This window comes from Frankia nepalensis (assembly GCF_016786325.1).
Taxonomy (GTDB): Bacteria; Actinomycetota; Actinomycetes; order Frankiales; family Frankiaceae; genus Pseudofrankia; species Pseudofrankia nepalensis.
This window is the reverse complement of sequence record NZ_JADWYU010000138.1, coordinates 1-14,000: the sequence shown is the minus strand read 5'-3', so window position 1 is coordinate 14,000 and position 14,000 is coordinate 1. Positions and strand designations below refer to the sequence as shown.

Genomic DNA, 14,000 nt, shown 5'->3' with positions numbered 1-14,000 from the left:
ATCACCAGGCATCTGGTTCGGTCGTGTTCGCCGCCTGCCGCGTCGACTGCGCCTGCTAACAGGCGGTCACCACCGAATTCGAGCCAGAGCCTCCCTTCCGGTAGTAACACGGAGTCAACGGTCACCGTGACCAAACGGGCGTCAGGTCTGTCCGGTCACGCGGGTTTCCAGGGCCGTGGCCCCGCATCGGCAGCGTCCCCCCAATCCCTGCCTGCCCGGATGTGACCCGATTGGCCGCCACCGCCACCGCGTCCCATAACTCATAGTCACCATCGAAGGCGAGGTGGAGCCCGTCCTTCGATGTTCGGCGCGGCGCGGGTGGCCATGGAGCGGGCCGGCCATGGAACTTGCCACACCCGACGACGTTCGGCCCTGTGTCCGCGTGCGGCGGCGTGCTCGTCCTGTCCGACGTCAGAGGGGGTCGTGTCAGACGCCAGAGCCAGGACCGGCACCGTTTCGTGACCCTGGCGTCTGCCAGGACGTCCGGGATCCCCGGTGTCTGCCACGGCGTGGGAGAGGAGAGGAGAGGAGAAGTGGGGGCCGCCGCTCCGCGGGCCGTCGACCGGGCAGACATCGCCTAATGAGGTGGCATCAGGTCGCGGCCATGGCCGGGCCTTCTCGGCGTCGCGGCGGAGCCGGTCGTGAGTCTTGCCCCTGACACGTGGCGCGAGCCCGGTGGGGCGAGCCGTCGGGCTACGTTCGTTCGGTGACGGTGTGGCGCTGGGTGGCCCGCAGGGCGGTCATCACCGGGGTGGCGATCGGTGTCGCGTCCGGGCTCGGGATGCTCTCGGCCTGTGGCCTGGACAACGCCGTCAGCTCCGAGGCGGCCGCGCCCTCGTCCGAACCGCCGGGCACGTCGGCCACCCCTGCTGCGTCACCCGCTCCTGGCGCCGCGCCGACTCCCAGCGCCACGGCGGCCGTGGCGGGAGCGCCCGAAGACGGGTCGCCGTTCTGCGGCGCGAGCCGGTACGTTGAGGAGATCACCGTGCAGCGGTGGCCGAGCGGCGACTTCCGGGTCTCGTTGCGCCCGACGGACGATGCCCGGCACACCAGGGACCGCGACGACGCCACGGACGTGATGTGGCAGGCCATCCGCCGGTGCCTCACCCCGTCCGCCGGCTTCACCGGCCTGGACGGCCCGGTCGGCGAGAGCCTGCGCGACCAGCTGCGCTGTCACGAGGCCTACGCCCTGGTCCCGGCCCTGGGCAGCGCCGAGCGTTATGCGACCGGTGAGACGTTCGACGTCGAAAGCTGGCGGCCGACCCCCGGCAGGTCGCGCTGGTACTCCACCAAGTGTGGCAACACCCTGGGCACCGCCCCGTCCGGCCAGTCCCAGACCTTCCGCCCCGACGGCGTTCAGCCCGGGCAGACCGTCACCGGCGAGCACGAGTAGCCAGCCGCGGCCCGCGAAGCATGATCGCCGGTTGTGCCCTTGAGTGGCTGTGATCCGACCGGGCGCCTTCTAGCGGTCCTCGCAACACCCAGGCTTCCTGGGGGTTCGAGGACTGTGGTGTTGTCGGGTGTGGAGCGGGTGGAGCTTCGTGCGAGGTTCCTGGTGCTGGTTGATCAGGTTGGTGTCACGGCCGCGGCGAAACAGCTTGGGATGAATCGGAACACCGCGGTCGTGTGGGCGTTGCGGGCGGTGTCCGGGCGGCGTCGCCCGGAAGTGTCGGACCCCTGGGGGACGATGGCGGCATGTCCGCTGGTTTGGGAATGGCGCTGTTCGACACCGGCGTGGGCTGCTGCGGTGTCGTCTGGGGCGAGAACGGGATCGTGAGCGTCGCGCTGCCCGCCAACCCCCGCCATGGGGGCGGCGTGGCCGGGAATCCCGCCGGCGCGGCGCGCGCCCGCACGCGTGCCTCCCTGGCCGCCGCGTACCCGGACGCCGCGGAGGGGCCGGTGCCCGCCGAGGCGCGGGCGGCGATCGACGGAATGGTCGCGCTGCTCGCCGGCGCGCCGGTGGATCTCGCCGAGGTGCGCGTCGACCTCGCCGGGGTGCCCGAGTTCCATGAACGGGTCTACGAGGTGGCCCGCGCGATCCCGCCCGGCCAGACGCTGACCTACGGCGAGGTGGCGGTTCGGCTGGGCATGCCCGGCGCGGCCCAGGCGGTTGGCCAGGCACTGGGGAGCAACCCCATCCCGATCATCATCCCCTGTCATCGGGTGGTGGCGGCCGGTGGCCTCGGCGGCTTCTCCGCCCCGGGCGGCTCGGCGACCAAACGCCGGATGCTCGAGATCGAGGGCGCCCTCGCGCCGCCGCCCCCGACCCTCTTCGACGACCTGTTCGCCGACTCCTAGCGCGGCGAAGGCCCGTCCGGCCGCGGGTGTCGGCGTCAGCCGCCGGGGGCGGGGACGACGTCCGCGTCCGCCCGGCGGGGCTGGGCGACGAACAGCGCGGCGGTCCGGGCCGCGGTGGCCCGGGCCCACCGGCCGGTGGTCACGACGCCGAGCACCCCGATGGCGGCTCCACAGCCCACCATGATCCACCAGGCGGGAGCGCTGGTCGGGTCGATCGCGGCCGGCCCGGCCTGGCTCGACGCGTGCGTCGCCGCGACCGAGCCGAAGACGGCGACGCCGAGGGTCATGCCGACCTGGCGGCTGGTCGAGGCCACCGCCCCCGCTACTCCCGCCTGGGCGAGCGGCATCCCGGACACCGCGGTGTTGGTGATCGGCGCGTTGACCATGCCGAACCCGAGCCCGAAGAGCACATAGGCGCAGATCAGCTGCGCGAGGCTGGTGTCCGGCCCGACGAACGCCAGCAGCACGCCGCTCGCCGGCAGCGCGACGCCGGCGATGAGCAGCGACGGCCGTGGGCCGTGGTTGGCGACGAGCCGGCCGGACAACGGCGCCGTTGGCGCGGTGACGGCCGCCATCGGCAACATCATGAGTCCCGCGTGCAACGCCGAGTACCCGCGGACGTTCTGCAGGTAGAGCGTGTTGAGGAACAGGAAGCCGCCCATCGCGGCGAACGCGCAGGCGGCTATCGCGGTGGCGCCGGCGAACGGTGCGCTGCGAAAGAACCGGAGGTCGAGCAGCGGCTCGTCGCGCCGCGACTCGCAGCCGACGAGCCCGGCCAAAGCGGCGGCGGCGATGGAGAAGGAGACGATCGACTGCGTCGAGGTCCAGCCGGCCGCCGGCGCCTCGATGATCGCGTAGGTCAGCGAGCCGAGGGTGGCGGCGACGAGCAGTTGACCCAGCGGGTCGAACCGGCGGGCCGTCGCGGCCTTCGACTCGGGCACGTACAGGGTGGTGAGCACGAGCGCGGCGATCCCCACCGGCACGTTGATCCAGAAGATGGACCGCCAGCTCACGCCCTGGACCAGCAGGCCGCCGAGAACCGGTCCGACCGCCATGCTCAGGCCGATGACGCCGCCCCAGATGCCGATGGCCCGGGCCCGCTCCCGCCGGTCGGTGAACGTGTTCGTGATGATTCCCATCGCGACCGGGTTGAGCATCGAGCCGCCGACGGCCTGAACCATCCGGAAGGCGATCAGCCAGCCCAGCGTGGGCGCGAGGCTGCACAGCAGGGAGCCGGCGGAGAACAGCACCAGCCCGATCCGGAAGATCCGCCTACGGCCGAACCGGTCGCCCATGGAGCCGGAGAACAGCAACAGGCTCGCGATCACCAGGCCGTAGGCGTCGATCGTCCACTGGAGGCCGGAGTCGGGGGCGCGCAGGTCGTCCTTCAGCGATGGCAGGCCGACGTTGAGGATCGTCGTGTCGAGACCGACGATGAACAGGCTCGAACAGCAGACGGCCAGCACGAGGTAACGACGGTTCTTGCTGAGCTCGGTCGCGGCCGGGCCGCCAGTCGTTCCGGAGCCGCTCGGCCGCGCCGCCGACGTCGCCATCGTCGCCATACGCGCTCCGATCGTTGCGATGCCCAAATATTTAGCAGAGTACAACTAATGAGGTGGTCTGGCCCCGGTCCCGGCTGTGACCTGGCAGCTACCTGGCCTGGGGCGCCGCGCCGCGGGGCCTGGCCGGGACGTCGGCACCGGCGTCGCCAGGGCCGAGACGACAAAGCTGGCGTCGCCAGGGCCGAGACGACAAAGCTGGCGACGCCAGGGCCGAGCCTTAGAAGGCGCCCTGTCGGAGCCACGTCACGGTCGGAGCCGGCGCCGTCGGAGCCGGCGCCGTCGGAGCCGGTGCCGTCAGAAGCGGCTTGCGCGGGACGAGGCGGCTTCCGGCGCGTTGGCGACCGTGCCTGGGTGACGAAGCGAGCATCGGATGGTTCCGCTTGCCCGGTCATGCCGAGTCGTCGCCGGCCGGCTTGGCCGTCGGTCGGTTTGGCCGCCGGCCGGCTTGGGCCGTCGGTCGGCCTGGCTGTCGGTCGGTTTGGCCGTCGGCCGGGCTGGCGATCGGCCCCCTGCCCGTCGGGAGCGCGGCCGGCAGGCCGGCCGAGCCGCCGGGCCCACCACACGCGCCCTCGACAGGTTCCAGCAACCGCCGTTCTCGGACCATTCCCCGCCCGGGACGCCCGGGACGCCCGGGACGCCCAGGACGCCGGGGACGCCGGGTTCGCCGGTGGCCCGCCGGGCCGGTCAGGCGCCGCCGAGCGTGCGCGCCCGGCGGTAGGTCCTGGCGTGGGCCCAGAAGCTGTCGAAGAGGGTGTAGGAGGCGGCGCGGCAGGCGTCGGCGCGGCGGGCGATCTCGGCGCGCAGCGCGGCGAGGTCGTGCCCCATCGCGGCCAGCTCCCGGTCGTGGCCCCTGGCCTGCCAGACGGCGGTCCAGGTCTCGAAGACCGTCGGCGTGATCTCGGGGTGGAACTGCAGGCCCAGGTGCGGGCCGAACCGGAACGCCTGCTCCGCGTCGGGTGTCCAGGCGAGGCGGCGCGCCCCCGGCGGCACGGTGAACGTGTCCCAGTGGGCCTCCATCCATGGCCCGGTCGGGATCGCCGCCTGGTCGATCGTGGTGACCGGCATCAGGCCCAGCTCGGGCCGCTCGGCCGGCCGGACGGTGCCGCCGAGCGCCCGGGCGAGCAACTGGCCGCCGAAGCAGACGCCCAGCACGGGCGTGCCGGCCCGGACCGCCTCCCGGAGGTAGGCCAGCTCATCGGCCAGCCACGGGATCGTGTCGTCGTAGGCGGACTTGTCGGATCCCATGATGACGACGAGGTCGAGCGCGGCCGGGTCCGGGAACGGGTCGTCGCCCGCGGTCAGGAGGTCGAACCGGATGCCGTGCTGCGCGATCCGGTCGCCGATCGTGCCGAGCTCACCCGTGGCGACCAGGCCACTGACGTCGTGGACGACGATGACTGCCCTGGGTTGGCTGCCCCCGCCCTGTCCGACCGGGCCCGAGTCGATCGCCGTGGTCGTCATCGTCCTCCGTTCGCCCTGGCTCGGCGCGAGGCTTCGCCAGGCTCGCGCGGCCTTGCGCGGTGTCAGCCGGCGGGGCTGGCGGCTGGCGTCCACGGGCGGCGGTCACTCCGGCTGTGTCCGCGGCCGTTCGTGGGCCGGCTGGGCGACGCGCTCACGGTGCTCCCGCCACGCGGTCGCCGTGTTGGATCATCCCTCCAGTTGGGTCCCGCGGCTAGGAAACGTGACGTCTCAGACTCCTTAAGGCCCAGGTACCAGGCGGTGACTTTCCCGCTGGCCTCGGCGTGGCGTCCCGGCCGGCCGCGCGACGGGAGCCGCCGCCGGCCCGGCCACGCGACCAGGCCCGGATGACCGCCGGCGCGCGCTCGTCGGCGCGTTACAGCGCCAGCAGGATTACAGCGCCGGCGGGACCACAGCGCCAGCAGGACCAGAGCGCCAGCAGGGCTAGAGCGTCAGCAGGAGAGCCGGGGTGGCGAGGATGGCGATCGCGGCGGCATAGGCGGCCGCGGGCTGCCACCAGGGGACGGTCGGCGGTTCCATCAGCCGGACGATGCGGGCGATCACGGGTGAGCGCGACGGTGGCTCGGCGCGCCGGGCCTCGGCGGACCCGCCGTCCTCGGCGCCGCTCGTGGCCGCGGGAGCGGCGGGCCCGGTCGAGGGCGCGCGGGCCGGAGAGCCGGTCTGGCCGTCGCCGGCGGCCGCCTGGATGGCGGCGGCCAGCGTCGGCTTCGGCCGGTTGGCCGCGTCGCCGAGGATCCCGAGTGTGCCAGCGGGAACCAGCGCGCGGGTGACGCCGAGCTGGGCGAGCGCCCGAGCCAGCACCTTCCCGTTGGTCCGGCGCGCGGCGACGTCGTCGGCGAGCATCTCGACCAGCAGCGACACCGCCGCCGTCGCCTCCCAGGCCGGGCGCAGGAACGGGAAGGTCTGCTGCCAGGCGATGAACGGCTGGATGACCAGGTCATGGCGCCCGCTGACGTGCGCGTGCTCGTGGGCCAGCACCGCCCGCAGCTCACGGGGCTCCAGCGTGGTGAGCAGGCCGCGGGAGACCACCACCCGGGCATGCCGGACGCCGGGAACGCAGTAGGCGACCGCCACGGGATGGTCAAGGATCCGCAGCCCCACATGGCCGCACAGCTCACACGGCGCGGGTTCGTCGGCGCCCGCCGCGCCCCGGCCGCCGCGGGGCGCCGCGGGCGGGCGGACGACGGCGAGCGGCGTCCAGTCCTGGATCCGGTGGTGACGGCCCGGGCGGTCTGGGCGGTCTGGCGGTGCCTGGCCTGGCGCCGCCGGCTCGCGGCGGGGATGGGACCCGGCCTGGCAGGACGCCTGGCGGTGCTCGCGGCCGGTCAGGTCGACGAGGTGCCGGTGGCGGTGCCGGCGGCGCAGCGTGGCGTAGGTGGACGCCGTCAGCACGCCGAACAGCCGGCCGGCGAGGGTCGCGACGAGTACCAGGCCGATGAGGCTCAACCAGTCGAGCCCCGACAGCGGCCGGCCGGCGGCAATGTTATGCAGGTGGCTGGCGATCGCCTGAGGCGTCGAGGCCGACAGGGGCGCCACCGTGAAGGCGATCGCGGCCAGCAGCGCCGAGACGCCGCCGGCGAGCCCGACCGCCTGCCAGAGGACGATGGCCGCCCGGGGACAGCCGTGGGTCCAGCGCGCGGCCGAGAGCAGCCGCGGGACCGGCCACGCCAGCACCACGGCGAACAGCGCGAGAGCAGCCGCCGTCGTCATGTCGACGCAACGTTACCGCCATCCGCCTTATCGGGCGACGATGGCGAATCGTGTCCGGGTGCGCCACTCTCCGTGGCTGATTTGGCCGTGACGTCACCGGTCGGCTCGGCCGGGTGCGCGCTGTCGTCGGCGGGGAGCGTCGGCGCGGGCACGCCGGTCTCAGCCGGTAGCGCGAGCGCGCGCCGCAGGATCTCGACCTCCTCGGGTGACACGGCGCCGACGAAGCGGACCAGGGCGGAGCCGCGGTCGTCGGCGGTGCCCAGCGCTTCCAGCATCGCCTCGGCCACGACCGCCTCGCGGGCGTCCGACGCCCGGTAGCGGTGCGCCCGCGCGGCCCGCTGGCGCTGAACGAAGCCCTTGCGCTCGAGTCGCTCCAGGACCGTGAGAACGGTCGTGTAGGCGAGATCGCGCTCGTGGCGCAGCCGAGCGGCGACGTCGCGCGCGGTCAGCCAGCCTTCCGAGTCCCACAGGACGTCCATGACCGAGCGTTCGAGGTCTCCCAGGCGCGCCATGATCCTAATTTTACGCGGTGTAGAAGATCGTGCGTCGGTGAATCGGCGACCTGCCCTGACCCGGCCACGTTGATACCTTCGGGCCGTCGCCGATACCTTCGGGCCGTCGCCGATACCTTCGGGCCGTCGCCGCGGCGCCCCGGGCGCCAGCGGCCGCGTGCCGAGGACCGCGGCTGGTCGTGATCCGCGACCGGCCATGATCGGCGACCGGCCGTGAGTCGCGAGTCGCGAGTCGCGACCGGTCGTGAGCCACGGCGCGAGCGGCGGTCCGGCCGCGGTCCAGCGCGGCTGATCGACTGGTGGCCGTGTTAACCGCCGGCTCAGGTGGTTGGGCTACGGTCCGGACATGCGGCCAGGGATGAGCTCTCGGGCGACCGTCGGCCCCGGGCCCGGGCCGGCCACTGGCCCGCCGCCGGGCGCGGGTTCCCCGGACGACGGCCCGGATCCCGCCGAGGCGGCGGATCCCGCCTCGGTGATGGCGCCCGTGGGCGGCGGCGCGGGAGCCGCCGGTTCCGGCGACGGCGGGCAAGGGCGCGCCGCGTCGGGCCGGGTCGGCGAGGAGCCGCTCAGCCGCGGTCAGCTGGCGGCCGAGGTGTGGCTGCTGCTCGGGGTGTCGCTCGGCATGTCCGGGATCTTCGCCCTGATCCGCTACATCGGCGCGGTCACCCGGGGGCCGGTCCGAGGCCAGGTGGCGCAGCTCAACGGGTCGTACGCGCCAGGCCGCCCGTGGCTGGACCTCGCGCTGCAGCTCGCCGGGCTGCTGTCGGACGTGCTTCCGGCGGCGCTCGCGGTATATCTGCTGTCCCGGCACGGCGGTGGGCTGGCCGCGATCGGGCTGGACGGCCGCCGGCGGGGCCGGGACGTGGCCTTCGGCGCCGCGATCGCCGCGGCGGTCGGCGGCGCCGGCCTGGGGCTCTACCTGGTCGCCTGGCACAGCGGCGCGAACCTGACCGTCGCGCCCTCGGGGCTGCCGGACGTCTGGTGGCGGATCCCGGTGCTGCTGGCCTCCGCGCTGGAGAACGCGGTGACCGAGGAGGTCATCGTGGCCGGGTACCTGCTGGTCCGGCTGCGCCAGCTGGGCTGGGGCGACCGGCGAGCGCTGGCCGCCAGCGCGCTGCTGCGCGGCTCGTACCACCTCTACCAGGGCCTTGGAGGCTTCTTCGGGAACGTCGCGATGGGCCTGCTGTTCGGCTGGCTCTTCCAGCGGCGCGGGCGGGTGGGGCCGCTGATCGTGGCTCACACCCTGATCGACGCCGTGGCGTTCGTCGGGTATGTGCTTTTGGTCGGAAGGGTCTCCTGGCTCCCAACACCCGGGTAAAATCAGATGAAACAATTGGTGAACTTGGGTTGTTTCAACAACGGCATGCGTCGGCACGTCCGCGCCGACCGACGGTCGGCCCGCGGCGGCCCGCCACAGCCGTGGACGAATACCCCAGCCCTCGGGGGCGGCTACACGCCGGGGCGGACACGCGAAGGGGACGAGGGTGGGCGGCCAGCTGGAGATCGAACGCAAGTACGCCGTCGAGCAGGGCTTCTCCCTGCCCCGACTGGATGAGGCCTGCCGGGATTCCGGCGTCGCCGCGACGAGCGAGCCGGCGACGTTCACCCAGGAGGCCGTCTACTACGACTCCGAGGACCTGCGGCTGGCCCGGGCGAAGGTCACCCTGCGACGCCGCACCGGCGGGACGGACGACGGCTGGCACCTGAAGCTGCCGGCGCTCGCGGGCGCGCGCGAGGAGATCCACCGCCCGCTGGAGGCGGGCGAGCCGGACGGGCGGGGTGTCGCCCACAGCGCGCCCCCGGCCGACCTGCTCGACATCGTCTTCCTCCAGCTGCGTGGCGCCGAGGTCGGCCCGGTGGCCCGGCTCGTCACCACCAGGACCGCCACCCGGCTGCTCGACCCGGCCGGCGCGGCGCTGGCGGAGGTCGTCGACGACGAGGTCCACGCGCAGACCCTCGGCGAGCGGACCGTCCTCACCCGGTGGCGGGAGATCGAGGTCGAGATACTCGGCCACGCCGCGTCGGGCGGGACCGCGGCCGCCGGCAACGGCTCGCGGGCGGCCAGCGCCGACGATCTTCTCGACGCGGTCGGGACGGTGCTGCGCCGCGCCGGCGCGACGGACGCGCCGCACGGCTCGAAGCTCGCCCACGTGCTCAGCCTCGCGGGCACCGCGCCGCCCGAGCCGTCGCCGGCCCCGAAGCCTCGGGGACGCCGCAAGCGCCGGGCCGCCCCGCTGGCCGGGGAGGTCCTGCGCGACTACCTCGTCGCCCAGGTGGAGGCCCTGCGCGCCGCGGACCCCAGGGTGCGGATGGACGAGCCGGACGCGGTGCACAAGATGCGGGTCGCGACGAGGCGGATGCGCAGCACGCTGCGCACCTTCGCGCCGCTGTTCCCCACGGACCTGGTCACCCATCTCGACCGCGAGCTCGGCGACCTCGCGGGAGCGCTGTCCGGCGCGCGGGACAACGAGGTGCAGCTGGAGTACTTCGACGGCCGGCTCGCCTCGCTGCCCCCCGAGCTCGTCCGCGGGCCGGTCGAGGAGAGCCTGGCCGCGCACCTGCGCACCGGCATGGAGGAGGGCAGGACCGCCGCCCTGGCCGCGCTGCGCGACGAGCGCTACCTCGTCCTGCTGGTCGACCTCGAGGACCTGGTGCAAGCGCCGCTGACCACGCGGGCCCGCCGCGAGGCGGCGACCGAACTGCCCAAGCTGGTCCGCGCCGCCGACCAGCGGTTCGCCCGCAAGGTCGCCAAGGCGGCCGCGACGCCGCAGGGGCACGACCGCGACGAACTGCTGCACTCCGCCCGCAAGCAGGCCAAGCGGCTGCGGTACGCCGGCGAGGCGCTCACCCCCGTCTTCGGCGCGGACGCGAAGACGCTCGCGAAGATTTCCGAGGAAGCGCAGGAGTTTCTCGGCACGCACCAGGACGCCACCGTGGCGGCCGGGCTGCTGCGGGCCTGGGGGATCGAGGCCCAGGAGTCCGGCGAGCCGACGGCGTTCACCTATGGCCTGCTGCTCGGCCTCGAGGAACTACGCGCGCGTACCGCCGAGCGCGACTTCTTCGACGCCTGGCCGGCGCTGTCGCACCCCCGTCACCGTCGCTGGCTGAAGGCCTGACGGCCGTACTGGCGCCGGCGGGGCGGGAAAGGCCCCGCCGGCCCAGGGTTCCCGCGCCCGCGCCCGCGCCCTCGCCCGCGCTCGGCCGGGTCGCGCGTCGGGTCTGCCCAGCCCAGCGATCCCGCGGTCCTGCCGCGCCCTGGTCCTGTCGTGCCCTGCTCCTTCTGGTGCCCCTGGTCCTGTGGGGTGGCCAGCGGCCGTGGGGGCGCCGGACGGCGCCGCTAGACCGCGCCGTAGTGTGCCGGCGATAGGTAGTGACTCATCTCACCACTTCGCGACGTGGCCGCTTTGCCGCTTGACGTGTCGTTTCGGCATCTCCGTGTGTCCATCTCGACCGATTGGGGGAGATGGGATACGGGTGTCGACTCTGGTGCGCGTGGCGTCCTGTTACCGGCGGATGAAGTGGACTTTCTGACCTGGAGGGCTCCCGCCGGCGCCGCTCGCCGTGTACCGTCGAGACTGGCTACAGTTCGATGCGTGTCTCGGCCGAGACGCTCCGAACTGAGCCGGTGATACGAAATGTGTCGCCGGCGATTGGCCCGGGGTCCGCGCGGTGCGGGCCCTGACTGCACCAGCAGGGAGAACGGCACGTGGCTCAGGGCACGGTCAAGTGGTTCAACTCGGAGAAGGGCTTCGGCTTCATCTCCGTGGACGGCGGCGGCTCCGACGTCTTCGTCCACTACAGCGCTATCGATATGGACGGCTACAAGGCCCTTGATGAGGGCCAGCGGGTCGAGTTCCAGGTGACCCAGGGTCAGAAGGGGCCGCAGGCCGACGCTGTCCGCGTCATCTGAGCCACGGCAGACCAGGGCGGGCCACCGGGTTCGCCGCTCTTCGAGCGGCTTCCCGGTGGCCCGTTTTTACATATCCGCCCAGCGGACGATCCCTGAAACCCCGTGTCAGGGGCTTTGCCGCCGTCCACCGACGTCCTCGCTTCGCTTCTGACGCCGGTGGACCAGCCTCGCTTCGAGCAGACGGCCGCGGCCGGCCGGGCCGGATGACGGCCTTTCGCGTGTCCACCCACGCGGGGTGATCATGGATTCCGGCGTCGGCCCGCGGATTGGCCGGGCTCGGTCCAACGCGCGGGGCGCCTGTCTCCCTCCGCGAAGAGCCTGTCTCCCTCAGGAAGGCGGGCTGTCTTGTTGTTGGGGCAACCGCCTGCGCGGCAACGGGTTCGCGGGTTCCTCGGTTGGCGTCGCGAGGTGTGGCGTCTTCACCGCGATGGTCTTCTAGGCGCGCCGATCCGCACTCGGCGCGTAAATCCTCGGATCGCGAGTATTGCGCCGGCAGTCGGGTGCAAGTAGGGGGAGGACAGGTCCTCCCCCTACTTGCACGCGCCAATTCGCCGGTCCGACGAGGACCGGTATTTGTATTCGCGATGGTTGCGCCGCGAACGGGTTGGGTCGCGCGAACGGGTTAGACGAGGCCGCGGGCCACCAGCGTCTCGGCGATCTGAAGGGTGTTCAGCGCGGCACCCTTGCGCAGGTTGTCGCCGCAGACGAAAAGCGCGACCTCGTGCGGATCGTCCGGGGACTGCCGGATACGCCCGACCCAGGTCGGGTCGGTGCCGACGACATCGGCCGGCGTCGGGAACTGGCCGTTCGCCGGGTCGTCGAGCACGGCCACCCCGGGCGCGCCGGTGAGCACCGCGCGCGCCTCCTTGGCGCTGACCGGGCGGGCGAACCGAGCATGCACGGCGACCGCGTGCGTGGTGACCACCGGCACCCGCACACAGGTCGCCGAGACGCGCAGCGCCGGCATCCCGAGAATCTTGCGGGACTCGTTGCGGATCTTCAGCTCCTCCGACGACCAGCCGCCGTCCTTGAGCGAACCAGCCCACGGCACGACGTTGAGCGCGAGCGGCGCCGGGAACGGCCCCAACGCGTCCTCACCGATCGTCTTGCGCACGTCGCCCGCCGTCTGGCCCAGTTCGCGGCGTCCGCCGACGTTCTCGAGCTGGTCGTAGAGCGTGTCGATGCCGGCCTGGCCGGCGCCGCTGGCCGCCTGGTAGGAGGTGGCGAACAGCGACTCGAGCCCGAACTCCCGGTGCAGGGCACCTACCGCGACGATCATCGAGAGGGTCGTGCAGTTCGGGTTCGAGATGATCCCGCGCGGCCGGTCGGCGAGCGCGTCGGCGTTGACCTCGGGCACGACCAGCGGCACGTCCGCGTCCATCCGGAACGCCCCCGAGTTGTCGACCGCGATCGCGCCGCGCTCGGCCGCGACCGGCGCCCACTGGGCCGACACCTCGTCGGGAACGTCAAACATCGCGATGTCGACGCCGTCGAACACCTCCGGCGCGAGCGCGCGCACGACGACATCCTCGCCGCGCACCTTCAGCGTCTTGCCGGCCGAACGAGCGGAGGCGACGAGGCGGATCTCGCCCCAGACGTCCGGTCGCTCGTCCAGCAGCGACAGCATGACCGTGCCGACGGCACCGGTCGCGCCGACGAGGGCAAGGGTGGGACGGCGTCCCGGGGACTGTGGTTCGGCGGCCACGGCCGAGTTCCTCTCAATAACCACCGTCACCAGGACGGTGTCGTGCGGTCTGCCGCGCGTGGGCACAGCCCGCGCGCGTCCAAGGCTATGTCGCCGCGTCCGCCGACGCCGGCCGCGGGACTTCAGGTCTCACCAGGTACCCAGTCAGGCCGGGGCGCCGCCGCGAGAGCGCGTCGTCCCGGGTGTTCCGGGACCTGCCACGAATCCGGCCGCGGCCCCGACCCGGCAGGACCGGCCCGGACTTCTTCATCGTGCGCGGTCCCAGGTCGGCCTGGGCGCCCACCGCCCCGGCCGGGCTCCCCGCCGGATCGACGACAGGGTCCCCGCCGGACCGGCGTAGCCCCGGGTTCCTGCCGGATCGACGACAGGGTTCCCGCCGGATCGGCGTAGCCCGGGGTCCCTGCCCGATCGGCGTAGCCGACCGGGCAGGTCCGGAAGCTGATCTGGGAAGTAAACGATCCGGCAGCCCTGGAGGTGGCACCGGGCATTCGCTGGGACTACTCGGGCTGGGACTTACGGAACCCAACCACGATCCAGACCTCGGACCGGGCCTGACCCGGGCTTACGGGTCCTACCCCGGTACCAGGGGGTCGGGGCGCTCAGCGCCCCGACAGGCGGAGCCGGGGTTCCTGCCGGATTGACGGAGCTCGCGGACGGGGTCCCTGCCGGATCGACGAAGTCGATCTGGGAGGTCGTGATCTGGGAGGTCCGGATGGTCGCCCCTGGGCGACCTTGAGCCGACCGCCCTAGCCCGGATCTTTCGTGCCTCGGCCAGGTGTGATCGCGAGCTGGCCTTCCACCCATGTTGATGTTGAGTTTTGCCG

The 14,000-nt window shown here is 73.2% G+C and carries 11 protein-coding genes; 5 read left to right on the top strand and 6 right to left on the bottom strand.

Going from position 1 to position 14,000, the window contains the following annotated elements; genetic code table 11:
• Positions 1-693 precede the first annotated feature (693 nt).
• Entirely contained in the window at positions 694-984 is a 291-nt protein-coding gene (locus I6A81_RS43625) for a hypothetical protein (RefSeq protein ID WP_238428545.1), read from the bottom strand.
• A gap of 1 nt (position 985) precedes the next feature.
• Here I6A81_RS43625 and I6A81_RS19670 point away from each other — a divergent pair, with 1 nt between their 5' ends.
• Together I6A81_RS19670 and I6A81_RS19665 are read left to right on the top strand one after the other, a co-directional pair.
• Positions 986-1,393, top strand: coding sequence for a hypothetical protein (locus tag I6A81_RS19670; protein WP_238428546.1), 408 nt, complete (start codon positions 986-988; stop codon positions 1,391-1,393).
• A gap of 302 nt (positions 1,394-1,695) precedes the next feature.
• A complete protein-coding gene (locus I6A81_RS19665) occupies positions 1,696-2,298 on the top strand; it encodes a methylated-DNA--[protein]-cysteine S-methyltransferase (RefSeq protein ID WP_203001384.1) in 603 nt (200 codons plus the stop codon).
• 35 nt (positions 2,299-2,333) lie between these two features.
• On the opposite strand, the gene I6A81_RS19660 is transcribed toward I6A81_RS19665, so the two are convergent.
• The 4 genes from I6A81_RS19660 to I6A81_RS19645 all read right to left on the bottom strand — a co-directional run bounded on the left by I6A81_RS19660 (position 2,334) and on the right by I6A81_RS19645 (position 7,561).
• Complete coding sequence (locus I6A81_RS19660) at positions 2,334-3,851, bottom strand: DHA2 family efflux MFS transporter permease subunit (protein WP_203001422.1); 1,518 nt, start codon at positions 3,849-3,851, stop codon at positions 2,334-2,336.
• Between the two features lie 693 nt (positions 3,852-4,544).
• Complete coding sequence (locus tag I6A81_RS19655; protein ID WP_203001386.1) at positions 4,545-5,321, bottom strand: type 1 glutamine amidotransferase; 777 nt, start codon at positions 5,319-5,321, stop codon at positions 4,545-4,547.
• Positions 5,322-5,762: 441 nt separating this feature from the next.
• Positions 5,763-7,049, bottom strand: coding sequence for a M56 family metallopeptidase (locus I6A81_RS19650; protein WP_203001388.1), 1,287 nt, complete (start codon positions 7,047-7,049; stop codon positions 5,763-5,765).
• Positions 7,046-7,561: a BlaI/MecI/CopY family transcriptional regulator gene (locus I6A81_RS19645; protein ID WP_203001390.1), complete on the bottom strand. Its 516-nt coding sequence runs from the start codon at positions 7,559-7,561 to the stop codon at positions 7,046-7,048. Before I6A81_RS19645 ends, I6A81_RS19650 begins: the two co-directional genes overlap by 4 nt.
• Positions 7,562-8,036: 475 nt before the next feature.
• Here I6A81_RS19645 and I6A81_RS19640 point away from each other — a divergent pair, with 475 nt between their 5' ends.
• From I6A81_RS19640 to I6A81_RS19630, 3 genes are all read left to right on the top strand, one after another.
• Entirely contained in the window at positions 8,037-8,879 is an 843-nt protein-coding gene (locus tag I6A81_RS19640; protein ID WP_203001424.1) for a CPBP family intramembrane glutamic endopeptidase, read from the top strand.
• A 166-nt stretch (positions 8,880-9,045) separates the two neighbouring features.
• Entirely contained in the window at positions 9,046-10,677 is a 1,632-nt protein-coding gene (locus tag I6A81_RS19635; protein ID WP_203001392.1) for a CYTH and CHAD domain-containing protein, read from the top strand.
• A gap of 590 nt (positions 10,678-11,267) precedes the next feature.
• Positions 11,268-11,471 carry a cold-shock protein gene (locus tag I6A81_RS19630; RefSeq protein WP_203001394.1) on the top strand — a complete coding sequence of 68 codons (204 nt, stop codon included), beginning with the start codon at positions 11,268-11,270 and terminating at the stop codon, positions 11,469-11,471.
• A gap of 622 nt (positions 11,472-12,093) precedes the next feature.
• Here I6A81_RS19630 and I6A81_RS19625 read toward each other — a convergent pair.
• Complete coding sequence (locus tag I6A81_RS19625) at positions 12,094-13,176, bottom strand: aspartate-semialdehyde dehydrogenase (protein WP_203001404.1); 1,083 nt, start codon at positions 13,174-13,176, stop codon at positions 12,094-12,096.
• Positions 13,177-14,000: the final 824 nt, after the last annotated feature.